Here is a 23,353-nt window from a genome sequence, read left to right as displayed (position 1 = left end):
CCGCCAAAAGCGCGAGCGGGCGCAACAATCTCCGGCAGCAATCGCGGCCGCGGCCGTTGTCGCTATGGCAATGAGCGCAGCCGCACCGGCGAGGCTCGGTGCAAGAGCAGGAACTGCGTCACCGCCACGATCAGAACGCCGTACAGAGCGAACATGACCGCCTGGCCCGACGTCCAGCCCGGGTCGCTGACAGAGCGCCCCGTGAACAGCGCCGCAGCCCCGAGCTCGGGATAGTAGGACATGATCATGAGCGCGCCGATGTTGTTTCCGAAATGCGCTCCCATGGCCGCCGCCAGGTTTCCGGTCGCGATCAGAAGCCAGCTCATGCTCAACGAGAACCCGAGGATGATGAACAGCCCTGCCAGGTTCATGGCGGTCGAAGCTCCGCCTTGCCAGTGCAGGAGCGTGAAGAGCGTTGCCGGCATGAGGAGCCAGGCGAGCGGCGTTGCGAAGCGCGCTGCCAGAGTCTGCTGGAGATAGCCGCGAAAGGCGATCTCCTCTGCGGAGGTCTGGAGAAACAGGGCGACGAGCAGAAACGGCATCGCCGCAAGCCAGTCGGACAGGCTGAGACTCCCGCGCGTGACCGTCGGATCGATGAGCAGGGCGAGCGGAGCCGTGGCAATTCCGACGGCCAGGGTCACGATGGTGCTTCTTGTGAAATCGGGCCAGTACAACCGGCGCTCGACGCCGAGCAGGTCGCGAATGCGTCGCTTGTGGACGAGCCGTATCACCAGCCACACGCCAGCCCAGAGCGAGGCGACCGACAGCAGAAAGGCGGCTATTCCGACCGGATCGGCGAGCAGCGCCCTGTAGTCGAAGGCTTCGAGGACCTCGTCGAGGCCGAACGGCCACTCCCCTCCTCGAGCCAGGATAACGGCGACGCCCGCGACAAGCGAGGCGATGGACGCCGCGGCCCAGACGAGGGCAATGATCGCGACCGCGAGAATGATGCGCCACGGCGCGTTCTTCCCATTGCGGGCCAGATCGACATAGGTGGCAAAACGGCTTTCCCGCATCTGTATATCCAGAATCGAGTCCACTCGTATTAGTATACCCACCGAAGCTCCGCATGTCAGGCCCGGGCAACAAAAAAGGGCGGCCCGAAGACCGCCCTTTCATAAGCTGGATGCCTCGAGACGCTCAGGCCGCCTGCTCGTCCGCCACCTGGACCGGACCCGAATCCTGGCCCTTGGCATCGACGTCGCGATCGACGAACTCGATCACCGCGAGCGGGGCGTTGTCGCCGAAGCGGAAGCCCGCCTTCATGATCCGGGTGTAGCCGCCATTGCGCTCCTTGTAGCGCGGGCCGAGCACCGCGAAGAGCTTGCCGACCAGCGCGACGTCCTTGATCTGCGCGATCGCCTGGCGGCGGGCGTGCAGGTCGCCGCGCTTGCCGAGCGTGATCAGCTTCTCGACGACCGGGCGCAGGTCCTTGGCCTTGGGCAAAGTGGTGGTGATCTGCTCGTGCTTGATCAGCGCCTGAGCGAGATTGGCGAACATCGCCTGGCGATGCTCGGCGGTGCGGTTGAAACGACGACCGCGGAAACCGTGACGCATGGTTGGCTCCTTCGTTGCTTACGGCCGCCGTGCCACGGAACGGCCGTTCTTTATGCTCCGGCGTGACCTCACGCCGGGCCGGAAGGCGCAGGCGGACGCCTGCGCCGTCTTGCCTCAGTAGTGCTCTTCGAAGCGCTTCGCCAGCTCTTCGATGTTCTCCGGGGGCCAGCCCTGCACGTCCATGCCGAGATGGAGGCCCATGGTGGCGAGCACTTCCTTGATCTCGTTCAGCGACTTGCGGCCGAAGTTCGGGGTGCGCAGCATCTCGCCCTCCGACTTCTGGATCAGGTCGCCGATATAGACGATGTTGTCGTTCTTCAGGCAGTTCGCCGAGCGCACGGAGAGTTCGAGCTCGTCGACCTTCTTGAGCAGGGCCGGGTTGAACGGCAGTTGCGGCGCGGTCGAGACGGCCTCTTCCTTGCGCGGCTCCTCGAAGGTGATGAAGACGGCGAGCTGGTCCTGCAGGATGCGGGCGGCGAGCGCCAGCGCGTCCTCGGGCGAGACCGAACCGTTGGTCTCGATCTGCATGGTCAGCATGTCGCGGTCGAGATTCTGGCCCTCGCGGGTGTTCTCGACGCGGTAGGACACCTTCTTGACCGGCGAGTAGAGGCTGTCGACCGGGATCAGGCCGATCGGCGCGTCCTCCGGACGGTTCTGCTCGGACGGGACATAGCCCTTGCCGGTGTTGACCGTGAACTCCATGCGGATCTCGGCGCCCTCGTCGAGCGTGCAGAGCACGAGCTCGGGGTTGAGGATCGAGACGTCGCCGATGGTGTTGATGTCGCCGGCGGTCACGACGCCGGGGCCGGTCTTGCGCAGGGTCATGCGCTTGGGGCCCTCGCCCTGCATCTTGAGCGCGACCGCCTTGATGTTGAGGACGATGTCGGTGACGTCCTCGCGCACGCCCGGGATCGAGGAGAACTCATGCAGCACGCCGTCGATCTGGACGGCGGTCACGGCCGCGCCCTGCAGCGAGGAGAGCAGCACGCGACGCAGCGCGTTGCCGAGCGTCATGCCGAAGCCGCGCTCGAGCGGGCGCGCGATCACGGTGGCCTGACGCTTCGGGTCGTCTCCGACCTTGACTTCGAGCTTGTTCGGCTTGGACAGATCCTGCCAGTTCTTGCTGATCACGACCGCACTCCTGGTGCTTCAATAATGGCGGCGGCGGGCCGCCCCGTACCGGCGCCCGCCCCTGCGGGCGCCGCTTCGATCCGGCGTGGCTTTAGACGCGGCGGCGCTTGCGCGGCCGGCAGCCATTGTGCGGGATCGGGGTCACGTCGCGGATCGAGGTGACGGTGAAGCCGGCGGCCTGCAGCGCGCGCAGCGCCGACTCGCGGCCCGAACCCGGACCGGTGACCTCGACCTCGAGGGTGCGCATGCCGTGCTCGGCGGCCTTGCGGGCGGCGTCCTCGGCCGCGACCTGGGCGGCGTAGGGGGTCGACTTGCGCGAGCCCTTGAAGCCCATCGTGCCGGCGGACGACCACGAGATCGTGTTGCCCTGCGCGTCGGTGATGGTGATCATGGTGTTGTTGAACGAGGCGTTCACATGCGCGACGCCGGAGACGATGTTCTTGCGTTCGCGACGACGGACGCGCTGGGCTTCCTTGGCCATATCTCTTTCTTTCATCCTTCAGGCGCGCCCGTGATGCCAGGCGCTGGGGAGAGAACGTCATGCCCGGGCTTGACCCGAGCATCTCTTTCAAAAGAAGGCGCGGGAACGCGCCCTCCACGACGGAATCCCCGGGTCAGGCCCGAGGATGAGGATCGCCTCAGGCAATCCTCACTTCTTCTTGCCGGCGATCGGCTTCGCCTTGCCCTTGCGGGTGCGGGCGTTGGTGTGGGTGCGCTGGCCGCGCACCGGCAGCGAGCGGCGATGGCGCAGGCCGCGATAGCAGCCGAGATCCATCAGGCGCTTGATGTTCATCGAGACCTCGCGGCGCAGATCGCCCTCGACGAGATAGTCGCGGTCGATCGTCTCGCGGATCTGCAGCACCTCGGCGTCGGTCAGCTGGTTGACCCGGCGCTCGGCGGCGATGCCGACCTTCTCGCAGATCTCCTTGGCCTTGTGGGCGCCGATGCCGTGAATGTACTGCAGGCCGATGACGACGCGCTTGCCGGTCGGAATGTTGACGCCCGCGATACGAGCCATGGTCTTCACCTCTCCATGTCGGCCGCGACGCCGGGCGCCGCAGCAATGACGATAACTCCGCGTCCGGTGGAGGCCGGCCCTTGCGGAGCACTGAACCCGATCCATGCGAGAATGCGACGTCGTCCCTTCTCGCGAAGGCAACGGCATCGCTCATATGAAACCGGATGGCGGCTCGTTAAAGGGTCGGGTGCAACGAGTCAACCCATCGCACCCAAGAAACATGCCAAGACCGGCAAGGCTGCCCTTCCCTTCTCCCCTTGCGGGAGAAGGCGATCCCCTATTTCTTCACCAGCGGGCACTTGCTCTGCGACAGCGGCGCGATGATCTCCGCCGCCGGGATCTTGCGGACCACCTTGAAGTAGTCCCAGGCCGCCTTCGACTCCGAGGGCGCCTTCGCCTCGACCAGCAGCATGTCGTTCATCAGCCGGCCGTCCTCGCGGATCCTGGCGCCGGGAGCGAAGAAGTCCTCGACCGGCAGCTCCTTCATCTTGGCCGCCACCGCCGGGCCCGCCGCCGTCCCGGCCGCCTTCACCGCCCTGAGATAATGCGACACCGAGGAATAGACGCTGGCCTGGATCATGCCGGGCATCTTCCCGGTGCGCGCCATGTAGCGATCGGCGAAGGCGCGGCTCGGCTTGTCGGCGTCGTGATAATAGGCGCTGGTGGTGATCAGGCCCTTGGCCTTGTCGAGGCCGAGCCCGTGCACGTCGCTCAGCACCACGACCATGGCGGCGAGCTTCTGGCCGCTATCGACGAGGCCGAACTCGCCGGCCTGCTTGATCGAGTTGATCGTGTCGGTGCCGGCGTTGGCGAAGGCGACGATCTTGGCCTTGGAGGCCTGCGCCTGCAGCAGGAAGGAGGAGAAGTCCGGGGTCGAGAGCGGCGCCCGCACGGTGCCGAGCGTCTTGCCGCCATTGGCCGCGACGATCGCCTCGATATCGGCCGTCAGCTGGTGCCCGAAGGCGTAGTCGGCCGCGATGATGTACCAGCTGTCGCCGCCCTCGCGCAGGATCGACAGCGCCGTGCCCTTGGCCGATGTCGCGGTGTCGAAGGTCCACATGAAACCGGTCGCGGAGCAGTCCTCGTTGAACAGCCGCGTCGTCGCCGGCCCGTTGTAGAGCGCGACCTTCTGCTTCTCCCTGGCTATCCCGGCGACCGCGAGCGCGACCGCCGAATTGGTCAGGTCGGCGATGGCGGTGACGCCGTCGACGTCATACCAGCGCCGCGCCAGCCCGGCGGCGACGTCGGGCTTGTTCTGGTGGTCGGCGGCGACGAGCTCGATCGGCCTGCCCAGCACGGAGCCGCCGAAATCCTCGATCGCCAGCTTCGCCGCCTCGACCGAGCCGAGGCCGCCGAACTCGGCATAGGTGCCCGACTGGTCGTTGAGGATGCCGATCTTGGCCGCATCCTGCGCCCGCGCGCTCGGCGCAGCCGCCAGCAGCGCGGCCGCCACAAGGCAAGCAACCCGTTTCATGCTCTCCTCCCGGTCTCGGGAGTCGGCCGGCCGGCGATGGCGCACGCCACCGGCCCGAGGCCGCCGCCGCTCCCTGTCTCGGCCGTCATGGCCTGGGGCGAGTTCAGTCGGTGGGAGAAGATGTGTCAATCGCGGCAGCGGAGCGCGAAATCGCCCCCGCGGCGGCGAAAATCCGCACTGCGCCGGCAGCCGCGACTCAGCGCTTGCGCACGAACTCGGTGCGCAGCACCAGCCCCTTGATGCTCTCGTGACGGCAGTCGATCTCCTCGGGATTGTCCGTCAGCCGGATGGAGCGGATCACCGTGCCCTGCTTCAGGGTCTGGTTGGCGCCCTTGACCTTGAGGTCCTTGATCAGCGTCACCGCATCGCCGTCGGCGAGGATGTTGCCGGAGGCGTCGCGGACCTCGGGCTTCTGCGCCGCGGCCGCAGCCATCTCGGCGGCCGGGCGCCATTCGCCGGTCGCCTCGTCATAGACGTAATCGTCGTCGCCATTGGCCATGGGCCTGCTCCATCATGAAAAAAGCCGCGCGGCAGAGCCCGCGCGGCATCCGGCTGTCATCGCTGACCGGTTCAGCCCGCCAGCGCCTGCTCGATCGCCGCCGCGACCTGGTCGATCGGCTGCATGCCGTCGATCGGGGTCAGCTGGCCGCGCTTCTCGTAATAGGGAGCGACGATCGCCGTGTCGCGGTTGTAGGCCGCGAGCCGGGTCTTGAACACCTCCGGGTCGTCGTCCTTGCGCACCGGCTGCCCGGCCGCCCGGGCGTCCTCGGCGCGGCGCACGATGCGGTCGACGAGCTTGTCCTGGTCGACCCTGAGCTCCAGCACCTTGTCGAGCTTCAGCCCCTTCTGCGCCAGCATGGCGTCGAGCGCCTCGGCCTGCGCCAGGGTGCGCGGGAAACCGTCGAGGATGAAGCCCTTCTTCGCGTCGGGCTCCTCGATGCGGTCGGCGACGATGCCGATGACGATCTCGTCCGAGACCAGCCCGCCCGCATCCATCACCGCCTTCGCCTTGAGGCCGACCGGCGTGCCCGCCGCCACGGCGGCGCGAAGCATGTCGCCGGTCGAAAGCTGCGGAATGCCGTGCTTCGCGACGATCCGCGTCGCCTGAGTACCCTTCCCCGCCCCGGGCGGTCCCAGGAAAATCAGCCTCATCAGCGCCTCGCCCCCCTCAGCTTCGCCTTCTTGACCAGGCCCTCGTACTGATGGGCCAGCAGATGACCATGGACCTGAGCCACCGTGTCCATCGTCGTCGTCACCACGATCAGCAGCGAGGTGCCGCCGAGCAGGATGATCGGAATCTGGGCATAGGTGATCATGAACTCGGGGATCAAGCAGACGATAGTCAAATAGGCGGCGCCGAGCACGGTGATGCGGGTCAGCACCCGGTCGATATGCTCGGCGGTGCGCTCGCCCGGACGGATGCCGGGCATGAAGCCGCCATGCTTCTTGAGGTTGTCCGCGGTCTCGACCGGGTTGAACACGATCGCGGTGTAGAAGAAGCAGAAGAAGATGATCAGCGCCGCATAGAGGAGCATGAACAGCGGCCGGCCATGCGCCAGATAGGTCGCCAGCGTCGCCAGGAAGCCGGTGCCGCCCGAGGCCTGGCTGAAGCTGGCGATCGTCGTCGGCAGCAGGAGCAGCGACGAGGCGAAGATCGGCGGGATCACGCCGGCGGTGTTGAGCTTCAGCGGCAGGAACGAGGTCTGGCCCTCATACATGCGGTTGCCGACCTGGCGCTTCGGATAGTTGATCAGCAGGCGCCGCTGGGCGCGTTCGACGAAGACCACGAAGGCGATGACGCAGACCGCCATCACCATCACGAGCAGCAGCAGGCCGGTCGAGATCGCGCCCTGGCGGCCGAGCTCCAGCGTCTGCGCCAGCTGGGCCGGGAACTCGGCGATGATGCCGGCGAAGATGATCATCGACGTGCCGTTGCCGATGCCGCGGCTGGTGATCTGCTCGCCGAGCCAGAGCAGGAACATGGTGCCGCCGACCAGGGTGATCGTGGTCGAGACCAGGAAGAACGGCCCCGGTTCGAGCACGAGATTGCCCGAGCCTTGAAGGCCCACGCCGATGCCCCAGGCCTGGAACAGCGCCAGCACGAGGGTGAGATAGCGCGTATACTGGTTGAGGATCTTGCGGCCCTGCTCGCCTTCCTTCTTCAGCGCCTCGAAGGTCGGCACCACGCTGGAGAGCAGCTGGATGATGATCGAGGCCGAGATGTACGGCATGATGTTGAGCGCGAAGATCGCGAGCCGGCCGACCGCGCCGCCCGAGAACATGTTGAACAGGCCGAGCACGCCGGACTGGGTCTGCTTGAACAGATCGGCCACCGCATCCGGATTCATGCCGGGCAGCGGGACATAGGTGCCGAGCCGGTAGACGATCAGCGCCCCGAGCGTGAACCAGATCCGCTTCTTCAGCTCGTCCGCCTTCGCCAGCGCGCCGAAGTTCAGGTTTGCCGCAAGCTGTTCAGCCGCCGATGCCATGCGTCCGGTCCTTGGGTGAAGTCTGGTCTAGAACATGTTCCGCACACGTCCGTACCACTTTCGCGATGCGAACATGCTCGGCGATTCTGTCGCAGCGCGAGATCCGATCGTGCGAACGGAAGCGCCAGACAGGCGAACGGCGGCCAAGGCTTCGGGCCCGGCCGCCGCTCGCATGAGTCATGTAGGCGTGGAAGTCACGCCTGTGAAGCGTCGGCCGCCAGGATCTTGACCGTGCCGCCCGCCTTTTCGATCGCCTCGACGGCGGCCTTCGACGCGCCGGCCACCTCGAAGGCGAGCTTCACCTTGAGCTCGCCATTGCCGAGGATCTTGACGCCGTCGCGCGCCGCCTTCGAGATCACGCCGGCAGCGACCAGCGACTCGATGGTCACGGTGCCCTCGAGCTTGCCGGCCTCGACGGCCTGCTGGATGCGGCCGAGATTGACCTCGTTCAGCTCGCGGGCGAACAGGTTGTGGAAGCCGCGCTTCGGCAGGCGCCGATAGAGCGGCATCTGGCCGCCCTCGAAGCCCTTGACCGCCACGCCGGCGCGGGCCTTCTGGCCCTTGACGCCGCGCCCGCCGGTCTTGCCCTTGCCGGAGCCGATGCCGCGGCCGACGCGGATGCGCGACTTGGCGGCGCCTTCGTTGTCACGAATGTCAGTGAGTTTCATGGTTCGCCCCTCCTCACTTCGCGTCGACGACGCGGACGAGGTGCTTGACCTTCTCGACCATGCCACGCACGGCGGGCGTGTCCTGCAGGGTCGAGCGGCGGCGGATCTTGTTCAGGCCGAGACCGATCAGGGTCTGGCGCTGGGCGGCGTCGCGGCGGATCGGCGAACCGATCTGCTCGACGGTGAGGGTCTTCTCAGCCTTGGCCATCGAGCCCTCCTCACGCGTCCGCGCCGGCATCCGCGCCGGCATCGCGGCGGCGGGTCTGCAGGGCCGAAACCTTGAGCGAGCGGCGCGCGGCGACGCTGCGCGGCGAATCCTCGTTCTTCAGCGCGTCGAAGGTGGCGCGCACGAGGTTGTACGGGTTCGACGAGCCGAGCGACTTCGAGACCACGTCCTGCATGCCGACCGCCTCGAAGACGGCGCGCATCGGGCCGCCGGCGATGATGCCGGTACCGGCCGGGGCTGCGCGCAGCACGACCCTGCCGGCGCCGTGACGGCCCTGGACGTCGTGATGCAGCGTGCGGCCTTCGCGCAGCGGGATGCGGACCAGGCCGCGCTTGGCGGCTTCCGTCGCCTTGCGGATCGCCTCGGGCACCTCGCGGGCCTTGCCGTGGCCGAAGCCGACGCGGCCCTTCTGGTCGCCGACGACGACGAGCGCCGCGAAGCCGAAGCGACGGCCGCCCTTCACCACCTTGGCGACGCGGTTGATGTGGACCAGGCGGTCCACGAATTCGGAATCGCGCTCTTCGCGATCCTGACGGTCACGAGGTTCTCTCGCCATGTCTTCCTCTTACTTGCGCGGACGGTGCCGATCACGACCCGCCGCTCGCTCGAGCGCCCCGGAATGGAGCGGCTTTCCAAATGCGACATGCGGGAAGCCGGTGAGGCCTCCCGCATCCCGCGGTATCAACCGATCAGAAGCTCAGCCCGCCTTCGCGAGCGGCCTCGGCCAGCGCCTTGACGCGGCCATGGTACATATAGGCGCCACGGTCGAACACGACCTCCTTGACGCCGGCCTTGATGGCGCGCTCGGCAATGATCTTGCCGATCCGCGCCGCGGCCTCGACATTCGCGCCCGACTTGATGTCGGCGCGGATGTCCTTGTCGAGCGACGAGGCCGAAGCGAGCGTCAGCCCCTTCGTGTCGTCGATGACCTGCGCATAGATCTGCTTGCCGGTGCGGTGCACCGACAGGCGGGCGCGGCCATTGGCCACCGCCTTGATCGCGCGGCGGACGCGGGCCTTGCGGCGCGCAGTCGCAACTGTCTGCTTGCTCATCCCTGCCGTCCTTACTTCTTCTTGCCTTCCTTGCGGAAGATGAACTCGCCGGCGTACTTGACGCCCTTGCCCTTGTAGGGCTCGGGACCGCGATACTCGCGGATCTCGGCGGCGGTCTGGCCGACGACCTGCTTGTCGATGCCGGCGACGACGATTTCCGTCGGCTTCGGCGTCGTGATCGTCACCCCGGCCGGGATGTCGTAGTCGATGTCGTGGCTGTAGCCGAGCGAGAGCTTCAGCACCTTGCCGGCGACCGCGGCCTTGTAGCCGACGCCGTTGATCTCGAGCTTCTTCTCGAAACCAGCGGAGGTGCCGACCACCAGGTTGTTGATGCGGGCGCGCGAGGTGCCCCAGAGCGCGCGGGCGCGCTTGGTCTCGAAGCGCGGCTGGACGGCGATGGCGCCGTTCTCCAGAGCGACCGAGACCTCCTCGGGAACCTCGAAGGACAGTTCGCCCTTCGAGCCCTTGACCTTGACGAGCTGGCCCGTGACGTTGGCGGTGACGCCGGCGGGAACCGTGACGGGCTTCTTACCGATACGAGACATTGGATTTCTCCTGAGCAGCGGCCTGAAGGTCAGAAGACCTTGCAGAGCACTTCGCCGCCCACGTTCTGCTCGCGGGCAAGATGATCGGACATCACGCCCTTGGGCGTGGAGACGATGGTGACGCCGAGGCCGTCGGCCACGCGCGGCATGGTCTCGACCGAGGAGTAGACGCGACGGCCGGGCTTCGACACGCGCGAGATCGACCGGATGACCGGCTGTCCCTCGTGGTACTTCAGCTCGATGTCGAACTCGGTACGGCCATTGCCGAACTCGGTGGTCGAATAGCCGCGGATGTAGCCTTCCGACTGCAGCACGTCGAGCACGCGGGCGCGCAGCTTCGAGCCCGGGGTCGTGACGCGCGACTTGCGCCGCATCTGCGCATTGCGGATGCGGGTCAGCATATCGCCGAGCGGATCGATGATCGCCATGTGCTTACCTCCTCACCAGCTCGACTTGACGAGGCCGGGAACCAGCCCCTTGTTGCCGAGCTCGCGCAAAGCAACGCGCGACATCTTCAGCTTGCGATAGAAAGCGCGCGGGCGGCCGGTGACTTCGCAACGGTTGCGCACGCGGATGCCGGCGGAATTGCGCGGCAGTTCGGCCAGCTTCAGGCGGGCGAGGAAACGCTCGTCCATCGACTGGTTCTCGTCATTGGCGATCGCGAGAAGGCGGGCGCGGCGGCCCGCGAACTTCTTCACGAGCGCCTTGCGGCGGTTGTTCTTCTCGACGGAGCTCTTCTTAGCCATCGATATCTCCTGGTTTCCGCGTATGAGCCCGAGGGCTCACTGCCGGAACGGGAAGTTGAAGTGCTTGAGCAGGGCGCGCGCCTCGTCATCCGACTTGGCGGTCGTGCAGACGATCACGTCCATGCCCCAGACCTGGTCGACCTTGTCGTAGTTGATCTCGGGGAACACGATGTGCTCCTTGATCCCGAGCGCGAAATTGCCGCGCCCGTCGAACGACTTCGGGTTGAGACCGCGGAAGTCGCGCACCCGCGGAAGAGCGATGGTGACGAGCCGGTCGACGAACTCGTACATCTTGGTCTTGCGCAGCGTGACCTTGGCGCCCACCGGCATGTTCTCGCGCAGCTTGAAGCCGGCGATGGCGAGGCGGGACTTGGTGATGACCGGCTTCTGGCCCGCGATCAGCGCGAGGTCGCCGGCGGCGTTGTCGACCTTCTTGCGGTCGGCCGTGGCTTCGCCCACGCCCATGTTGATGACGACCTTCTCGATGGCCGGCACTTCCATGGCGTTCTTGTAGCCGAATTCCTTGATCATCGCGGGACGGACGACGTCCTCGTAATGCTTCTTCAAACGCGGCGAAAGAGCCGCCTGCTGAACCTCAGCCATCGATCAGATCCCCCGAACGCTTGGCGAAACGGACCTTGCGGCCGTCATCGAGCACCTTGAAACCGACGCGGGTCGGCTTGCCGTCCTTGGGATCGGCGACGGCCAGGTTCGACAGCTCGATCGTGGCCTCCTTGCTGATGATGCCGCCCTCGGACTGGCCGCTGGCGCGGGTGTGGCGCTTGACCACGTTCACGCCGCGCACGAGCGCGCGGTTGTCCTTCGGCAGGACCTGGAGCACTTCGCCGTTCTTGCCCTTGTCGCGGCCGGCGAGCACGACGACCTTGTCGCCCTTCTTGATCTTCGCAGCCATCACAGCACCTCGGGAGCGAGCGAAATGATCTTCATGTGGTTCTTGGCGCGCAGCTCGCGCGGAACCGGTCCGAAGATACGGGTGCCCACCGGCTCCTTCTGGTTGTTGATCAGCACGGCCGCGTTGCGGTCGAAGCGGATCACCGAACCGTCGGGGCGCTTGATGTCCTTGGCGGTGCGCACGACGATCGCCTTCATGACGTCGCCCTTCTTCACGCGGCCGCGCGGAATGGCTTCCTTGATCGAAACCACGATGATGTCGCCGATACGGGCATAGCGCCGCTTCGACCCGCCGAGAACCTTGATGCACATCACACGGCGGGCGCCGGAATTGTCGGCGACCTCGAGATTGGTCTGCACCTGGATCATGGCCTTGATCCTTCCATCTGTGTATCAGCGCGGTTTCCGGGCGAAGGCGTGACTGCCCTGCCCGGACTACGACTGACGGGGGTCGATCGCCCCCTGGCCTCAAAGATGTGACTTACGCCTTGGGAGCGTTGTCGAGCACAACCCAGCTTTTCAGCTTGGAGATCGGCTTGGACTCCTCGATCCAGACCGTGTCGCCCACCTTGAACGACCCCGCCTCGTCATGGGCGTGATAGTTCTTCGAACGGCGCACCGTCTTCTTGAGGAGCGGGTGCGTATAACGCCGCTCGACCTTGACCACAACAGTTTTGTTTTGCTTGTCGCTGACGACGACGCCCTGCAGCACGCGCTTCGGCATGGTCCCCTACTCCTCAGGCGCTCACTGCCGCGGTCTTCGACCGCTGCAGCGTCTTGATGCGGGCGATGTCCTTGCGAACCTCGGTGACCCGAGCGGTGTTCTCGAGCTGGCCGGTGGCGCGCTGGAAACGCAGGTTGAACTGCTCCTTCTTGAGCTTGAGGAGCTCGTCCTGGAGCTGGTCCGCGCTCATGACCTTGAGGTCGGACAGGCGTTGAGCCGATTTCATCTCGCCCTCCTTACTCGGCGATGCGCTGGATGAAGCGGGTCTTGATCGGCAGCTTGGCGGCGCCGAGACGGAGCGCCTCGCGGGCGATCTCCTCCGGCACGCCGTCGAGCTCGAACATGATCCGCCCCGGCTTGACCTTGGCCGCCCAGAACTCGGGCGAACCCTTGCCCTTGCCCATGCGGACTTCGGTCGGCTTCTTCGAGACCGGCACGTCCGGGAAGACGCGGATCCAGACCCGGCCCGCGCGCTTCATCGCGCGGGTGATGGCGCGACGGGCCGCCTCGATCTGGCGGGCGGTGACGCGTTCCGGCTCCTGGGCCTTCAGGCCGAACTGGCCGAAGTTGAGATCCGTGCCGCCCTTGGCGACGCCGGAAATGCGTCCCTTGAACTGCTTACGGAACTTGGTGCGCTTTGGTTGCAGCATGGCTCTTCTCGATCAGCCTTACGCAGCCTGCTCGCGACGTTCGCGGCGCTCACCACCGGAGCGGCCGCCCTCGTCCGAGAGGCGCTTGTCCTGGGCCATCGGGTCGTGTTCGAGGATCTCGCCCTTGAAGATCCAGACCTTGATCCCGCACGTGCCGTAGGTCGTGAAGGCGGTGGCGACGCCGTAGTCGACATCGGCACGCAGCGTGTGCAGCGGCACCCGGCCCTCGCGATACCATTCGAGGCGCGCGATCTCGGCGCCGCCGAGGCGACCCGAGCAGTTGATGCGGATGCCCTCGGCGCCGAGACGCATCGCCGACTGCACGGCGCGCTTCATGGCGCGGCGGAAGGCGACGCGACGCTCGAGCTGCTGGGCGATCGAGTCGGCGACCAGGGTCGCGTCGATCTCGGGCTTGCGCACCTCGACGATGTTGATCGTCACGTCGGCGTTCGTCAGCTTCGAGACCGTCTTGCGCAGCTTCTCGATGTCGGCGCCCTTCTTGCCGATCACCACGCCCGGGCGGGCCGAGTGGATGGTGACGCGGCACTTCTTGTGCGGACGCTCGATGATGATCTTCGAGACGGCGGCCTGCTTCAGCAGCTTCATCAGGGCGGCGCGGATCGCCATGTCCTCATGCAGCAGCTTGCCGTACTCGCCCTTGCTGGCGAACCAGCGCGAATCCCAGGTCCGGTTGATGCCGAGACGAAGGCCGATCGGATTGATTTTCTGACCCATCGTTCTCTCCTCAGGCCTTGGCCGCCTGAACTTCGCGCACCACGATCGTGATGTTGGCGAAGGGCTTCATGATGCGGGCGCCACGGCCGCGGGCGCGGGCATGGAAGCGCTTCATGACGAGCGCCTTGCCGACGAAGGCCTCGGAGACGACCAGATCGTCGACGTCGAGATCGTGGTTGTTCTCGGCGTTGGCGATCGCGCTCTGCAGGCACTTGCGCACATCGGTCGAGATCCGCTTGCGCGAGAACTCGAGGTCGGCGAGCGCGGTCGAGACCTTCTTGCCGCGGATGAGCTGGGCGAGAAGGTTCAGCTTCTGCGGGGAGACGCGCAGATTGCGCGCCACCGCCTTGGCCTCGTTCTCGGGCAGCGCACGGGGGGCGGAGGGCTTACCCATGGCTTACTTCCTCTTCGCCTTCTTGTCGGCCGCGTGGCCGGGGAAGGTGCGCGTCGGCGAGAACTCGCCGAACTTGTGGCCCACCATCTCCTCGGAGACGCTCACCGGCACATGCTTGTGGCCGTTGTAGACGCCGAACGTCAGACCGACGAACTGCGGCAGGATCGTGGAGCGACGGCTCCAGATCTTGATGACTTCAGACCGGCTCGAGGTACGGGCGACCTCGGCCTTCTTCAGGAGGTATCCGTCGACGAACGGACCTTTCCAAAGCGAACGCGCCATGACGGACCTCAGTTCTTCTTCTTGCGGGCGTGACGGCTCGACACGATGAACGTGTCGGTCCGCTTGTTCGAGCGAGTCTTCTTGCCCTTGGTCGGCAGGCCCCACGGGGTGACCGGGTGGCGGCCGCCCGAGGTGCGGCCTTCACCACCGCCGTGCGGATGGTCGACCGGGTTCATCGACACGCCGCGATTGTGCGGACGCTTGCCCAGCCAGCGATTGCGGCCGGCCTTGCCGACGTTGATGTTCATGTGGTCGGGGTTCGAGACCGCGCCCACGGTGGCGTAGCACAGGCCGCTGATCAGGCGCTGCTCGCCCGAGTTCAGGCGGACGATGACGTAGCCCTGGTCACGGCCGACGATCTGGGCGTAGTTGCCCGCCGAGCGCGCCAGCGCCCCGCCCTTGCCGATCTTGAGCTCGACATTGTGGACGATCGTGCCGATCGGCAGCGAGCCCATCGGGGCGGCGTTGCCGGGCTTCACGTCGACGCTGTCGCCGGCCACGACGGTATCGCCCACCGCCAGGCGCTGCGGCGCCAGGATGTAGGAGAGCTCGCCGTCCTGATACTTGATCAGGGCGATGAAGGCGGTGCGGTTCGGATCATACTCGATCCGCTCCACGGTCGCCGGCACGCCGGGCTTGCCGCGGCGCTTGAAGTCGACCAGGCGCAGGGTGCGCTTGTGGCCGCCGCCGCGGAAGCGGACGGTGATCCGGCCGAGATTGTTGCGGCCGCCCGAGGACGACTTGCCCTCGGTCAGCGCCTTGACCGGCTTGCCCTTGTAGAGCTCGCTGCGGTCGACGATCACGAGCTGGCGAAGGCTCGGCGTGATCGGCTTGAAGCTTTTCAAAGCCATGATGACGATCCCTCTCAGAGGCCCGTGGTGACGTCGATGGAGTGGCCCTCTTCGAGGGTCACGACCGCCTTCTTGACGTCGGACCGCTGGCCGAGCCGGCCGCGGAAGACCTTGACCTTGCCTTCGGTGACCAGCGTGTTGACGCTCACCACCTTGACGTCGAACAGCTTCTCGACCGCCGCCTTGATCTGCGGCTTGGTCGCGGTCTTGGCGACCTTGAACACGACCTTGTTGTGCTCGGAGAGCATGGTCGCCTTCTCGGTGATCACCGGCCCGACGATGACGTCGTAGTGCCGCGGATCGAGGTTCTTGGACTGGCTCATTTGAAGCGCGCCTCCAGCGCATCGACAGCCGAGCGCGTCAGCACGAGCTTGTCGCGACGCAGGATGTCATAGACGTTGATGCCCTGGACCGGCAGGACGTCGACATTCGGGATCGAACGCGCCGCCAGGCCGAAGTTCACATCGATCTCGGCGCCGCCGATCACCAGCGCGCTGGACAGGTCCAGCTTGCCGAAATGGCCGAGCAGGATCTTGGTCTTCGGCTCCGCGAGCTTCGCGTCGTCGAGGATGATCAGGCCGGCGTCCTTGGCCTTGGCCGAGAGCGCATGGCGCAGGGCGAGCGCCCGCACCTTCTTCGGCAGCTCGTGCGCATGGTCGCGCACGACCGGGCCGAAGGCCTTGCCGCCGCCGCGGAACTGCGGCGCCGAAGCCGCGCCGTGGCGAGCGCCGCCGGTGCCCTTCTGCTTGTAGATCTTCTTGCGGGTGCGGTCGACTTCCGAACGGCCCTTGGACTTGTGCGTGCCGGCGCGGCGCTTGGCGAGCTGGTAGCGCACCATGCGGGCGAGCAGGTCGGCGCGCGGCTCGAGGCCGAAGATCGCGTCGGACAGCTCGAGCGAGCCGGCCTTGCCGCCGTCAAGAGTGACGATATCGAGTTTCATCACGCGTTCTCCTCAGCCTGGGCCGCAGGAGCCTCGTTCGTTTCGGCCTTGCCCTCGCCGGCGACCTTGAACTTGCCCGGCAGCGGAGCGTCCTTCGGCAGCGCGCGCTTGACGGCGTCGCGGACATGGATCCAGCCGCCGGCGACGCCGGGGACGGCGCCCTCGACCAGGATCAGGCCGCGCTCGGCATCCGTCTGGACGACGCGCAGGTTCTGCGTGGTGACGCGCTCGACACCGAGATGGCCCGGCATCTTCTTGTTCTTGAAGGTCTTGCCCGGGTCCTGGCGGCCACCGGTCGAACCGATCGAACGATGCGAGATCGAGACGCCGTGCGTGGCGCGCAGGCCGCCGAAGTTCCAGCGCTTCATGCCGCCGGCGAAGCCCTTGCCGGTGGTCGTGCCCGAGACGTCGACGAACTGGCCGACGACGAAGTGGTCGGCGGTCAGCTCGGCGCCGACCGGAATCAACGCGTCGTCGCTGACGCGGAACTCGACCAGCTTCTGCTTCGGCTCGACCTTGGCCACGGCGAAATGGCCGCGCTGCGCCTTCGAGACGTTCTTGACCTTGGCACGGCCCGTCCCGAGCTGCACGGCGACATAGCCGTTCTTCTCCTTCGTGCGGTGCGCGACGACCTGGCAGTTGTCGAGCTTCAGCACGGTGACCGGGATGTGCTCGCCGGCATCGGTGAAGATGCGGGTCATCCCGACTTTCTGTGCAATCACACCGGAACGCATCGGTGCATACCTTCCCTTGGGGTCATGTCCATCCGGAGCGGCCGGAAACAGAGGACCCGATGATGGATCAGTCGATGGTCAGACGAAGTGGATACCGGTTCGTCACGCGGACCATCGACAATTCAAAGCTTGATTTCGACGTCGACGCCGGCGGCGAGATCGAGCTTCATGAGGGCGTCGACCGTCTGCGGGGTCGGATCGACGATGTCGAGAACCCGCTTGTGGGTCCGCATCTCGAACTGCTCCCGCGACTTCTTGTCGATGTGGGGCGAGCGGTTGACGGTGAACTTCTCGATCAGGGTCGGCAGCGGAATCGGGCCGCGGACCTGGGCGCCGGTGCGCTTCGCCGTCGAGACGATCTCGCGCGTCGACGCATCGAGGATACGATGGTCGAACGCCTTGAGGCGGATCCGGATATTCTGACCGTTCATGGTCCTGTTGTCTCCGTGACGTGAAAAGGCGAAAGCCCCGAAGGGCTCTCGCCCTCAGATCAGCCTGCTTACTCGATGATCGACGCGACGACGCCGGCGCCGACGGTGCGGCCGCCTTCGCGGATGGCGAAGCGCAGCTTCTCTTCCATCGCGATCGGGGTGATCAGCTCGACCGTCATGGCGATGTTGTCGCCCGGCATCACCATCTCCGTGCCCTCGGGCAGGTGCACCACGCCGGTCACGTCCGTCGTGCGGAAGTAGAACTGCGGACGGTAGTTGGTGAAGAACGGCGTGTGGCGCCCGCCCTCCTCCTTCGTCAGGATGTACGCCTCGGCCTTGAACTTCTTGTGCGGCTTCACCGAGCCCGGCTTGCACAGCACCTGGCCGCGCTCCACGTCCTCGCGCTTCGTGCCGCGCAGCAGCGCACCGATGTTGTCGCCAGCCTGGCCCTGGTCCAGCAGCTTGCGGAACATCTCGACGCCCGTCACCGTCGTCTTCTGCGTGTCGCGGATGCCGACGATCTCGATCTCCTCGCCGACCTTCACGATCCCGCGCTCGACGCGCCCCGTCACCACCGTGCCGCGGCCCGAAATCGAGAACACGTCCTCGACCGGCATCAGGAACGGCTGGTCGATCGGACGCTCCGGCTGCGGAATGTAGTCGTCGACCGTCTTCATCAGCGCGATCACCGCGTCATGCCCGATCTCCGGCGTCACGCCGTCCAGCGCGGCCTTCGCCGAGCCCTTCGTGATCGGGATGTCGTCGCCCGGGAAATCGTACTTCGACAGAAGCTCGCGGATCTCCATCTCGACCAGCTCGAGCAGCTCCGCATCGTCGACCAGGTCGACCTTGTTCATGAACACCACCAGCGCCGGAACGCCGACCTGGCGCGCCAGCAGGATGTGCTCGCGCGTCTGCGGCATCGGACCGTCCGCCGCCGACACGACCAGGATCGCGCCGTCCATCTGCGCCGCGCCCGTGATCATGTTCTTCACATAGTCCGCGTGCCCGGGGCAGTCGACATGCGCATAGTGACGCTTCGGCGTCTCGTACTCCACATGCGCCGTCGAGATCGTGATCCCGCGCGCCTTCTCCTCCGGCGCCTTGTCGATCTGGTCATACGCCGTGAACGACGCGCCGCCAGACTCAGCCAGAACCTTCGTGATCGCAGCCGTCAAAGACGTCTTGCCATGGTCAACGTGACCAATCGTACCGATGTTGCAGTGCGGCTTCGTCCGCGAAAACTTCTCTTTGGCCATCTCAGCCTCCGTCAGATTTCTTCAAATGTTCCGTCTAATGCCTTGTTCGATCAGGCGTACTTGGCCTGGACCTCGGCAGCGACCGCGGACGGCACCTGCTCGTAGTGGTCGAACTGCATCGTGTAGTTGGCGCGGCCCTGGCTGAACGAGCGCAGCTGGTTCACGTAGCCGAACATGTTCGCCAGCGGCACCATCGCGTTGATCACGACGGCGTTGCCGCGCATGTCCTGGCCCTGGATCTGGCCGCGCCGGGAGTTCAGGTCGCCGATGACCGAGCCGGTATAGTCCTCGGGGGTCACCACCTCGACCTTCATGATCGGCTCGAGCAGCACCGAGCCGCCCTTCTGCAGCGCTTCGCGCAGAGCGGCGCGCGACGCGATTTCGAAGGCCAGCGCCGACGAGTCGACCTCGTGGAAGGCGCCGTCGATCAGCGAGACCTTGATGTCCACCACCGGGAAGCCGGCGAGGACGCCCGAGCCGATCACCGACTGCAGGCCCTTCTCGACGCCCGGGATGTACTCCTTCGGCACCGCGCCGCCGACGATCTTCGACTCGAACTCGAAGCCCTTGCCGACCTCGTTCGGCTCGACCACCAGCTTGACGCGGGCGAACTGGCCGGTGCCGCCGGTCTGCTTCTTGTGGGTGTAGTCGACCTCGGCCTTCTTGGTCATCGTCTCGCGATAGGCGACCTGCGGCGCGCCGATATTGGCGTCGACCTTGTAGGTGCGCTTCAGGATGTCGACCTTGATGTCGAGGTGCAGCTCGCCCATGCCCTTGAGGATGGTCTGGCCGCTCTCCTGGTCGGTCGAGACGCGGAAGGACGGGTCCTCGTTCGCGAGCTTCGACAGGGCGAGACCCAGCTTCTCCTGGTCCGCCTTCGACTTCGGCTCGATCGCGATCGTGATGACCGGCTCGGGGAACTCCATGCGCTCCAGGATCACCGCATTGTTCGGATCGCACAGCGTGTCGCCGGTGCGGACGTCCTTGAGGCCGGCCAGGGCGACGATGTCGCCGGCATAGGCCTCCTTGATGTCCTCGCGGTTGTTCGCGTGCATCAGGAGCATGCGGCCGACGCGCTCCTTCTTGTCGCGCGTCGAGTTGACGACGCCCTGGCCCGCCTCGACCTTGCCGGAATAGACGCGGCAGAAGGTGATCGTGCCGACGAACGGGTCGTCCATGATCTTGAAGGCGAGCATGGCGAAGGGATCTTCGTCGCTCGGATTGCGGGTGGTCGGCTCTTCGGTCTTGAAGTCGATGCCCTCGACCGCGCCGCGATCCACCGGCGACGGCAGATAGTCGACGACGGCGTCGAGCAGCGGCTGCACGCCCTTGTTCTTGAAGGCCGAGCCGCACAGGACCGGGTGGAAGGCACGGCGCTGCACCGCGGTGCGGACCAGCCTGCGCAGCGTGTCCGCGTCCGGCTCGGTGCCTTCGAGATAGGCCTCCATCGCCGCATCGTCCATCTCGACGGCGGCTTCGACCAGCTTCGAACGATACTCGGCGGCCTTGTCGGCGAGATCGGCGGGGATCTCCTTCTCCTCGAAGGAGGCGCCGAGCGCCTCGCCGTTCCAGACGATCGCCTTCATCTTCACCAGGTCGATCACGCCGGCGAAGTTCGACTCGGAACCGATCGGAATCTGCAGGCAGACCGGCTTGCCGGCGACGCGGTCGATGATGTCCTGGACGCAGCGATAGAAATCGGCGCCGATCTTGTCCATCTTGTTGACGAAGACGACGCGCGGAACGTCGTACTTGTCGGCCTGGCGCCAGACGGTCTCGGTCTGCGGCTCGACGCCCTGGTTGCCGTCGAGCACGCACACGGCGCCGTCGAGCACGCGCAGCGAGCGCTCGACCTCGATGGTGAAGTCGACGTGGCCGGGGGTGTCGATGATGTTCAGGCGCATGTCGCGCCAGAAGCAGGTCGTCGCGGCGGAGGTGATCGTGATGCCACGCTCCTGCTCCTGCGTCATCCAGTCCATGGTCGCGGCGCCGTCATGGACTTCGCCGATCTTATGGCTCTTGCCGGTGTAGAACAGGATGCGCTCGGTCGTCGTCGTCTTGCCGGCATCGATGTGGGCCATGATGCCGAAGTTGCGATAGCGATCGATGGGATGAGAACGGGGCATGGGAATGCTCTGTCTTTCCGGGTCCGAACGGACGAATTACCAGCGGTAGTGCGAGAAGGCGCGGTTGGCTTCCGCCATCCGGTGCGTGTCTTCGCGCTTCTTGACGGCGTTGCCGCGGTTGTTCGCCGCGTCCATCAGCTCGGCCGAGAGGCGCTCGACCATGGTGCGGTCGTTGCGGCCGCGGGCGGCGGCGATCAGCCAGCGGATGGCGAGAGCCTGGCGGCGCTCCGAGCGCACCTCGACCGGGACCTGGTAGGTCGCGCCGCCGACGCGGCGGGAGCGGACCTCGATCGCCGGGGCGACGTTCTCGAGCGCGGTCTTGAAGACGGCGAGCGGATCGGTCTTCAGCTTGCCTTCGATGATGTCGAAGGCGCCGTAGACGATGCCTTCGGCGGTCGACTTCTTGCCCTCGTACATGACCGAGTTCATGAACTTGGTCACGACCACGTCGCCGAACTTGGCGTCGGGAATGATCTCGCGCTTCTCTGCACTGTGGCGGCGGGACATCGTCTAGTCTCCGGTCAATTCTCTTAAAACGGCGAACCGGCTGGGCCCCTGCCCGGCCGGTCCGGCACTGATTACTTCGGACGCTTGGCGCCGTATTTCGAACGGCGCTGCTTGCGGTTCTTGACGCCCTGCGTGTCGAGCACGCCGCGCAGGATGTGGTAGCGCACGCCGGGAAGGTCCTTCACGCGGCCGCCACGGATCATGACGACCGAGTGCTCCTGGAGGTTGTGACCCTCGCCCGGAATGTAGCCGATGACCTCGAAGCCGTTGGTCAGGCGCACCTTGGCGACCTTGCGCAGCGCCGAGTTCGGCTTCTTCGGGGTCGTCGTGTAGACGCGCGTGCAGACGCCGCGCTTCTGCGGGCAGCTCTCGAGCGCCGGAGCGGTGTTGCGCGCCTTGACCGGCGAGCGCGGCTTGCGGATCAGCTGGCTGATTGTCGGCATTTAAGGCCTCTCGCTCCCTTGAGCGCTAGATGAATTCGGTGTCCATTCCGGCGCCGCGCGAGGCCATGACCAAACGAAGCCGCGCCATCGGCGCCCAGATCTGGGGCCTCAGGCGCGCTCGCCATGCAGAGGAACACGGATAGCGACCGCGTTCATGCGTCCTGCCATGTCGTCGTTCGACGCTGGAATTCCGACGGAGTTTCGGTCGCGAACCTCGCTTGCAACATGGCAAGCGACAAACGTGTCCGACAGCCGTCGACAGTGGCGCGCTTATGACTCAGCTGAAGATTCGCGTCAACCCCGGAAATCGCAGGCCGAGCGCGATCTCGCCGCCGCGTGCTCCGGCCGGCTCAATCGGCCGTGCCCGCCGCCATGCCGGTTCCGCGCAGGAGGCCGACCAGTTCGGCCTGGCGGTGCAGCCCGGTCTTGGCCATGACGCGCTTCAGCGTCGAGCGCGCGGTCGCCTCCATCACGCCGAGCGCGGCCGCCGCCTCGCGCGGGCGGTAGCCTGCCGCGATCAGCGCGGCGAGCCGCGCCTCCGCCGGCGTCAGGTCGAACAGCCCCTGCACGATGTCGGCGGTCGGCACCTCCTTCACCACCACCGGCGTCACCACCAGGATGCTCGCCGCCCGCGAGAAGATGTCGTGGGCCGCGCCGCGGATCGGCGTCAGATGCAGGATCAGCGGCGGCAGATCCTCGCGCCGCGCCACCGGGATCGAGCGCACCGTCGCGCCCGCCGCCTGTCCGACGGTCTGCACCGCCGCGGCGAGCAGCCCGTCAGCGGCTGGATCGGCCAGGCCCAGCCGCGACGGGCGGTCGAGCGCCACGGCCGGGATCAGCGCCGCGAACCGGGGATTGAGCGCCAGTGCCCGGCCGTTCCGGTCGAGCACCGCGGCCGGCAGGCCGATCGCCTCCAGCGCCTGTGCGGCGCCGCGCGCCCGCTCGAACTCGAGCCGGGCGGAGAGCAGCATGGCGCGGGCGAGATGTGGCCGCATCCGGTCGAAATGCGCGATCAGCCCGTCGTCCACCGGCCCTTCCCGGCGTTCTCGCTCGGCGTGCAGGATGAAGGCCTCGCCGCTCGGCGAGGCGATCGAGGTGGCGACCCCGATGCCGAACCCCTGCGGCAGCAGGAAATCGCGATAGACCGGCTCGTTCGCCATCTCGCCGTCCGTGAAGATGTCGATGTCGCGCAGGAAGCCGGCATGGCGGCGCTCGAGCAGGCGGCGCGTCCGTTCATTGCCGGGAAAGCGGTTGAAATGCGTCGTGACGATCTCGTCGAACTCCGGCGAGGAGGAGATCCAGCGATTGGAGCTCGGCGTCACCGCGACCAGGACCGCGCCCGCGCCGCGGGCGATCTCGTTGAAGCGGCGCAGAACCTCCGGCCACAGCTCCGGCACCACCGCCGCCTCGTAGAGACTGTCGAGAAATCGCTCGTCCATGATCCCGGCCGCGCCGGCCG

At 66.4% G+C, this 23,353-nt stretch carries 35 protein-coding genes; all 35 read right to left on the bottom strand.

All coding sequences use genetic code 11. The features are described 5' to 3' along the window. Positions 1 to 62 precede the first annotated feature (62 nt). Positions 63 to 1,016: a CPBP family intramembrane glutamic endopeptidase gene (locus CS1GBM4_RS01170; RefSeq protein ID WP_186416837.1), complete on the bottom strand. Its 954-nt coding sequence runs from the start codon at positions 1,014 to 1,016 to the stop codon at positions 63 to 65. A gap of 124 nt (positions 1,017 to 1,140) precedes the next feature. Continuing rightward, a complete protein-coding gene (gene rplQ / locus CS1GBM4_RS01165; RefSeq protein ID WP_186416836.1) occupies positions 1,141 to 1,557 on the bottom strand; it encodes a 50S ribosomal protein L17 in 417 nt (138 codons plus the stop codon). A gap of 114 nt (positions 1,558 to 1,671) precedes the next feature. Continuing rightward, on the bottom strand, positions 1,672 to 2,688 hold the full coding sequence (locus CS1GBM4_RS01160) for a DNA-directed RNA polymerase subunit alpha (RefSeq protein ID WP_186416835.1): 1,017 nt from the start codon (positions 2,686 to 2,688) through the stop codon (positions 1,672 to 1,674). 91 nt (positions 2,689 to 2,779) lie between these two features. Next, positions 2,780 to 3,169, bottom strand: a complete 390-nt coding sequence (rpsK, locus tag CS1GBM4_RS01155; RefSeq protein ID WP_043237079.1) for a 30S ribosomal protein S11 — start codon at positions 3,167 to 3,169, stop codon at positions 2,780 to 2,782. 168 nt (positions 3,170 to 3,337) lie between these two features. Next, the gene (rpsM, locus tag CS1GBM4_RS01150; RefSeq protein ID WP_100962332.1) at positions 3,338 to 3,706 is read right to left on the bottom strand and encodes a 30S ribosomal protein S13; all 369 of its coding nucleotides are present in this window, start codon (positions 3,704 to 3,706) and stop codon (positions 3,338 to 3,340) included. Positions 3,707 to 3,983: 277 nt separating this feature from the next. Next, entirely contained in the window at positions 3,984 to 5,180 is a 1,197-nt protein-coding gene (locus CS1GBM4_RS01145; RefSeq protein ID WP_186416834.1) for an ABC transporter substrate-binding protein, read from the bottom strand. 196 nt (positions 5,181 to 5,376) lie between these two features. After that, positions 5,377 to 5,679 (bottom strand): alkylphosphonate utilization protein, encoded by a 303-nt coding sequence (locus tag CS1GBM4_RS01140; protein ID WP_186416833.1) that lies wholly within the window; start codon positions 5,677 to 5,679, stop codon positions 5,377 to 5,379. 71 nt (positions 5,680 to 5,750) lie between these two features. Continuing rightward, positions 5,751 to 6,332, bottom strand: a complete 582-nt coding sequence (locus tag CS1GBM4_RS01135; RefSeq protein ID WP_186416832.1) for an adenylate kinase — start codon at positions 6,330 to 6,332, stop codon at positions 5,751 to 5,753. Beyond that, complete coding sequence (gene secY / locus CS1GBM4_RS01130; protein ID WP_186416831.1) at positions 6,332 to 7,669, bottom strand: preprotein translocase subunit SecY; 1,338 nt, start codon at positions 7,667 to 7,669, stop codon at positions 6,332 to 6,334. Before secY ends, CS1GBM4_RS01135 begins: the two co-directional genes overlap by 1 nt. Before the next feature lie 194 nt (positions 7,670 to 7,863). Then, positions 7,864 to 8,337: a 50S ribosomal protein L15 gene (rplO, locus tag CS1GBM4_RS01125; RefSeq protein ID WP_186416830.1), complete on the bottom strand. Its 474-nt coding sequence runs from the start codon at positions 8,335 to 8,337 to the stop codon at positions 7,864 to 7,866. Positions 8,338 to 8,350: 13 nt separating this feature from the next. After that, positions 8,351 to 8,545 (bottom strand): 50S ribosomal protein L30, encoded by a 195-nt coding sequence (gene rpmD / locus CS1GBM4_RS01120; RefSeq protein ID WP_186416829.1) that lies wholly within the window; start codon positions 8,543 to 8,545, stop codon positions 8,351 to 8,353. A 10-nt stretch (positions 8,546 to 8,555) separates the two neighbouring features. Continuing rightward, complete coding sequence (gene rpsE, locus CS1GBM4_RS01115; protein ID WP_186416828.1) at positions 8,556 to 9,119, bottom strand: 30S ribosomal protein S5; 564 nt, start codon at positions 9,117 to 9,119, stop codon at positions 8,556 to 8,558. 133 nt (positions 9,120 to 9,252) lie between these two features. Next, positions 9,253 to 9,615, bottom strand: coding sequence for a 50S ribosomal protein L18 (rplR, locus tag CS1GBM4_RS01110; protein WP_186416827.1), 363 nt, complete (start codon positions 9,613 to 9,615; stop codon positions 9,253 to 9,255). A gap of 11 nt (positions 9,616 to 9,626) precedes the next feature. After that, positions 9,627 to 10,160: a 50S ribosomal protein L6 gene (gene rplF, locus CS1GBM4_RS01105; RefSeq protein ID WP_186416826.1), complete on the bottom strand. Its 534-nt coding sequence runs from the start codon at positions 10,158 to 10,160 to the stop codon at positions 9,627 to 9,629. 29 nt (positions 10,161 to 10,189) lie between these two features. Next, entirely contained in the window at positions 10,190 to 10,588 is a 399-nt protein-coding gene (gene rpsH, locus CS1GBM4_RS01100; protein WP_186416825.1) for a 30S ribosomal protein S8, read from the bottom strand. A 12-nt stretch (positions 10,589 to 10,600) separates the two neighbouring features. After that, positions 10,601 to 10,906, bottom strand: a complete 306-nt coding sequence (rpsN, locus tag CS1GBM4_RS01095; protein ID WP_186416824.1) for a 30S ribosomal protein S14 — start codon at positions 10,904 to 10,906, stop codon at positions 10,601 to 10,603. A 36-nt stretch (positions 10,907 to 10,942) separates the two neighbouring features. Beyond that, complete coding sequence (gene rplE, locus CS1GBM4_RS01090) at positions 10,943 to 11,509, bottom strand: 50S ribosomal protein L5 (RefSeq protein WP_186416823.1); 567 nt, start codon at positions 11,507 to 11,509, stop codon at positions 10,943 to 10,945. Continuing rightward, complete coding sequence (gene rplX, locus CS1GBM4_RS01085; protein WP_186416822.1) at positions 11,502 to 11,819, bottom strand: 50S ribosomal protein L24; 318 nt, start codon at positions 11,817 to 11,819, stop codon at positions 11,502 to 11,504. Before rplX ends, rplE begins: the two co-directional genes overlap by 8 nt. After that, positions 11,819 to 12,187: a 50S ribosomal protein L14 gene (gene rplN, locus CS1GBM4_RS01080; protein WP_057193256.1), complete on the bottom strand. Its 369-nt coding sequence runs from the start codon at positions 12,185 to 12,187 to the stop codon at positions 11,819 to 11,821. Before rplN ends, rplX begins: the two co-directional genes overlap by 1 nt. A 112-nt stretch (positions 12,188 to 12,299) precedes the next feature. Then, the gene (gene rpsQ / locus CS1GBM4_RS01075; protein WP_186416821.1) at positions 12,300 to 12,542 is read right to left on the bottom strand and encodes a 30S ribosomal protein S17; all 243 of its coding nucleotides are present in this window, start codon (positions 12,540 to 12,542) and stop codon (positions 12,300 to 12,302) included. 13 nt (positions 12,543 to 12,555) lie between these two features. Next, on the bottom strand, positions 12,556 to 12,768 hold the full coding sequence (gene rpmC, locus CS1GBM4_RS01070) for a 50S ribosomal protein L29 (protein WP_186416820.1): 213 nt from the start codon (positions 12,766 to 12,768) through the stop codon (positions 12,556 to 12,558). Positions 12,769 to 12,778: 10 nt separating this feature from the next. Beyond that, positions 12,779 to 13,192 (bottom strand): 50S ribosomal protein L16, encoded by a 414-nt coding sequence (gene rplP / locus CS1GBM4_RS01065; protein ID WP_186416819.1) that lies wholly within the window; start codon positions 13,190 to 13,192, stop codon positions 12,779 to 12,781. A gap of 18 nt (positions 13,193 to 13,210) precedes the next feature. Beyond that, positions 13,211 to 13,927 (bottom strand): 30S ribosomal protein S3, encoded by a 717-nt coding sequence (gene rpsC / locus CS1GBM4_RS01060; protein ID WP_152013680.1) that lies wholly within the window; start codon positions 13,925 to 13,927, stop codon positions 13,211 to 13,213. 10 nt (positions 13,928 to 13,937) lie between these two features. Next, positions 13,938 to 14,321: a 50S ribosomal protein L22 gene (gene rplV, locus CS1GBM4_RS01055; protein WP_186416818.1), complete on the bottom strand. Its 384-nt coding sequence runs from the start codon at positions 14,319 to 14,321 to the stop codon at positions 13,938 to 13,940. Between the two features lie 3 nt (positions 14,322 to 14,324). Then, complete coding sequence (rpsS, locus tag CS1GBM4_RS01050; RefSeq protein WP_186416817.1) at positions 14,325 to 14,603, bottom strand: 30S ribosomal protein S19; 279 nt, start codon at positions 14,601 to 14,603, stop codon at positions 14,325 to 14,327. An 8-nt stretch (positions 14,604 to 14,611) separates the two neighbouring features. Next, positions 14,612 to 15,454: a 50S ribosomal protein L2 gene (gene rplB / locus CS1GBM4_RS01045; RefSeq protein WP_186416816.1), complete on the bottom strand. Its 843-nt coding sequence runs from the start codon at positions 15,452 to 15,454 to the stop codon at positions 14,612 to 14,614. 14 nt (positions 15,455 to 15,468) lie between these two features. Further along, positions 15,469 to 15,777, bottom strand: coding sequence for a 50S ribosomal protein L23 (locus tag CS1GBM4_RS01040; protein ID WP_092159641.1), 309 nt, complete (start codon positions 15,775 to 15,777; stop codon positions 15,469 to 15,471). Next, positions 15,774 to 16,394 carry a 50S ribosomal protein L4 gene (rplD, locus tag CS1GBM4_RS01035; protein WP_186416815.1) on the bottom strand — a complete coding sequence of 207 codons (621 nt, stop codon included), beginning with the start codon at positions 16,392 to 16,394 and terminating at the stop codon, positions 15,774 to 15,776. The genes CS1GBM4_RS01040 and rplD overlap by 4 nt, the downstream gene beginning before the upstream one ends. Next, positions 16,394 to 17,128, bottom strand: coding sequence for a 50S ribosomal protein L3 (rplC, locus tag CS1GBM4_RS01030; RefSeq protein WP_186416814.1), 735 nt, complete (start codon positions 17,126 to 17,128; stop codon positions 16,394 to 16,396). Before rplC ends, rplD begins: the two co-directional genes overlap by 1 nt. A gap of 122 nt (positions 17,129 to 17,250) precedes the next feature. Beyond that, positions 17,251 to 17,559, bottom strand: coding sequence for a 30S ribosomal protein S10 (gene rpsJ / locus CS1GBM4_RS01025; RefSeq protein ID WP_043237115.1), 309 nt, complete (start codon positions 17,557 to 17,559; stop codon positions 17,251 to 17,253). A gap of 68 nt (positions 17,560 to 17,627) precedes the next feature. Next, a complete protein-coding gene (gene tuf / locus CS1GBM4_RS01020; protein WP_186416795.1) occupies positions 17,628 to 18,818 on the bottom strand; it encodes an elongation factor Tu in 1,191 nt (396 codons plus the stop codon). Between the two features lie 50 nt (positions 18,819 to 18,868). After that, positions 18,869 to 20,944 carry an elongation factor G gene (gene fusA, locus CS1GBM4_RS01015; RefSeq protein WP_186416813.1) on the bottom strand — a complete coding sequence of 692 codons (2,076 nt, stop codon included), beginning with the start codon at positions 20,942 to 20,944 and terminating at the stop codon, positions 18,869 to 18,871. 36 nt (positions 20,945 to 20,980) lie between these two features. Continuing rightward, complete coding sequence (gene rpsG / locus CS1GBM4_RS01010) at positions 20,981 to 21,451, bottom strand: 30S ribosomal protein S7 (RefSeq protein WP_186416812.1); 471 nt, start codon at positions 21,449 to 21,451, stop codon at positions 20,981 to 20,983. 71 nt (positions 21,452 to 21,522) lie between these two features. Continuing rightward, positions 21,523 to 21,894 carry a 30S ribosomal protein S12 gene (gene rpsL / locus CS1GBM4_RS01005; protein ID WP_038358286.1) on the bottom strand — a complete coding sequence of 124 codons (372 nt, stop codon included), beginning with the start codon at positions 21,892 to 21,894 and terminating at the stop codon, positions 21,523 to 21,525. A gap of 350 nt (positions 21,895 to 22,244) precedes the next feature. Beyond that, positions 22,245 to 23,333 (bottom strand): helix-turn-helix transcriptional regulator, encoded by a 1,089-nt coding sequence (locus tag CS1GBM4_RS01000; RefSeq protein WP_186416811.1) that lies wholly within the window; start codon positions 23,331 to 23,333, stop codon positions 22,245 to 22,247. Between the last annotated feature and the right edge of the window lie 20 nt (positions 23,334 to 23,353).

Source organism: Allobosea sp. CS1GBMeth4 (genome assembly GCF_900185715.1).
GTDB lineage: Bacteria > Pseudomonadota > Alphaproteobacteria > Rhizobiales > Beijerinckiaceae > Allobosea.
Note: the sequence above shows the minus strand (reverse complement) of the source record. Positions and strands in the feature narration are given on the sequence as shown.

Bases quoted from the DNA above. Each gene is read 5' to 3' on its own strand.
- CS1GBM4_RS01170 (WP_186416837.1), bottom strand. From the start codon at position 1,016: ATGCGGGAAAGCCGTTTTGCCACCTATGTCGATCTGGCCCGCAATGGG.
- rplQ (WP_186416836.1), bottom strand. From the start codon at position 1,557: ATGCGTCACGGTTTCCGCGGTCGTCGTTTCAACCGCACCGCCGAGCAT.
- rpsK (WP_043237079.1), bottom strand. From the start codon at position 3,169: ATGGCCAAGGAAGCCCAGCGCGTCCGTCGTCGCGAACGCAAGAACATC.
- rpsM (WP_100962332.1), bottom strand. From the start codon at position 3,706: ATGGCTCGTATCGCGGGCGTCAACATTCCGACCGGCAAGCGCGTCGTC.
- CS1GBM4_RS01145 (WP_186416834.1), bottom strand. From the start codon at position 5,180: ATGAAACGGGTTGCTTGCCTTGTGGCGGCCGCGCTGCTGGCGGCTGCG.
- CS1GBM4_RS01140 (WP_186416833.1), bottom strand. From the start codon at position 5,679: ATGGCCAATGGCGACGACGATTACGTCTATGACGAGGCGACCGGCGAA.
- CS1GBM4_RS01135 (WP_186416832.1), bottom strand. From the start codon at position 6,332: ATGAGGCTGATTTTCCTGGGACCGCCCGGGGCGGGGAAGGGTACTCAG.
- secY (WP_186416831.1), bottom strand. From the start codon at position 7,669: ATGGCATCGGCGGCTGAACAGCTTGCGGCAAACCTGAACTTCGGCGCG.
- rplO (WP_186416830.1), bottom strand. From the start codon at position 8,337: ATGAAACTCACTGACATTCGTGACAACGAAGGCGCCGCCAAGTCGCGC.
- rpmD (WP_186416829.1), bottom strand. From the start codon at position 8,545: ATGGCCAAGGCTGAGAAGACCCTCACCGTCGAGCAGATCGGTTCGCCG.
- rpsE (WP_186416828.1), bottom strand. From the start codon at position 9,119: ATGGCGAGAGAACCTCGTGACCGTCAGGATCGCGAAGAGCGCGATTCC.
- rplR (WP_186416827.1), bottom strand. From the start codon at position 9,615: ATGAGCAAGCAGACAGTTGCGACTGCGCGCCGCAAGGCCCGCGTCCGC.
- rplF (WP_186416826.1), bottom strand. From the start codon at position 10,160: ATGTCTCGTATCGGTAAGAAGCCCGTCACGGTTCCCGCCGGCGTCACC.
- rpsH (WP_186416825.1), bottom strand. From the start codon at position 10,588: ATGGCGATCATCGATCCGCTCGGCGATATGCTGACCCGCATCCGCAAT.
- rpsN (WP_186416824.1), bottom strand. From the start codon at position 10,906: ATGGCTAAGAAGAGCTCCGTCGAGAAGAACAACCGCCGCAAGGCGCTC.
- rplE (WP_186416823.1), bottom strand. From the start codon at position 11,509: ATGGCTGAGGTTCAGCAGGCGGCTCTTTCGCCGCGTTTGAAGAAGCAT.
- rplX (WP_186416822.1), bottom strand. From the start codon at position 11,819: ATGGCTGCGAAGATCAAGAAGGGCGACAAGGTCGTCGTGCTCGCCGGC.
- rplN (WP_057193256.1), bottom strand. From the start codon at position 12,187: ATGATCCAGGTGCAGACCAATCTCGAGGTCGCCGACAATTCCGGCGCC.
- rpsQ (WP_186416821.1), bottom strand. From the start codon at position 12,542: ATGCCGAAGCGCGTGCTGCAGGGCGTCGTCGTCAGCGACAAGCAAAAC.
- rpmC (WP_186416820.1), bottom strand. From the start codon at position 12,768: ATGAAATCGGCTCAACGCCTGTCCGACCTCAAGGTCATGAGCGCGGAC.
- rplP (WP_186416819.1), bottom strand. From the start codon at position 13,192: ATGCTGCAACCAAAGCGCACCAAGTTCCGTAAGCAGTTCAAGGGACGC.
- rpsC (WP_152013680.1), bottom strand. From the start codon at position 13,927: ATGGGTCAGAAAATCAATCCGATCGGCCTTCGTCTCGGCATCAACCGG.
- rplV (WP_186416818.1), bottom strand. From the start codon at position 14,321: ATGGGTAAGCCCTCCGCCCCCCGTGCGCTGCCCGAGAACGAGGCCAAG.
- rpsS (WP_186416817.1), bottom strand. From the start codon at position 14,603: ATGGCGCGTTCGCTTTGGAAAGGTCCGTTCGTCGACGGATACCTCCTG.
- rplB (WP_186416816.1), bottom strand. From the start codon at position 15,454: ATGGCTTTGAAAAGCTTCAAGCCGATCACGCCGAGCCTTCGCCAGCTC.
- CS1GBM4_RS01040 (WP_092159641.1), bottom strand. From the start codon at position 15,777: ATGAGCCAGTCCAAGAACCTCGATCCGCGGCACTACGACGTCATCGTC.
- rplD (WP_186416815.1), bottom strand. From the start codon at position 16,394: ATGAAACTCGATATCGTCACTCTTGACGGCGGCAAGGCCGGCTCGCTC.
- rplC (WP_186416814.1), bottom strand. From the start codon at position 17,128: ATGCGTTCCGGTGTGATTGCACAGAAAGTCGGGATGACCCGCATCTTC.
- rpsJ (WP_043237115.1), bottom strand. From the start codon at position 17,559: ATGAACGGTCAGAATATCCGGATCCGCCTCAAGGCGTTCGACCATCGT.
- tuf (WP_186416795.1), bottom strand. From the start codon at position 18,818: ATGGCCAAAGAGAAGTTTTCGCGGACGAAGCCGCACTGCAACATCGGT.
- fusA (WP_186416813.1), bottom strand. From the start codon at position 20,944: ATGCCCCGTTCTCATCCCATCGATCGCTATCGCAACTTCGGCATCATG.
- rpsG (WP_186416812.1), bottom strand. From the start codon at position 21,451: ATGTCCCGCCGCCACAGTGCAGAGAAGCGCGAGATCATTCCCGACGCC.
- rpsL (WP_038358286.1), bottom strand. From the start codon at position 21,894: ATGCCGACAATCAGCCAGCTGATCCGCAAGCCGCGCTCGCCGGTCAAG.
- CS1GBM4_RS01000 (WP_186416811.1), bottom strand. From the start codon at position 23,333: ATGGACGAGCGATTTCTCGACAGTCTCTACGAGGCGGCGGTGGTGCCG.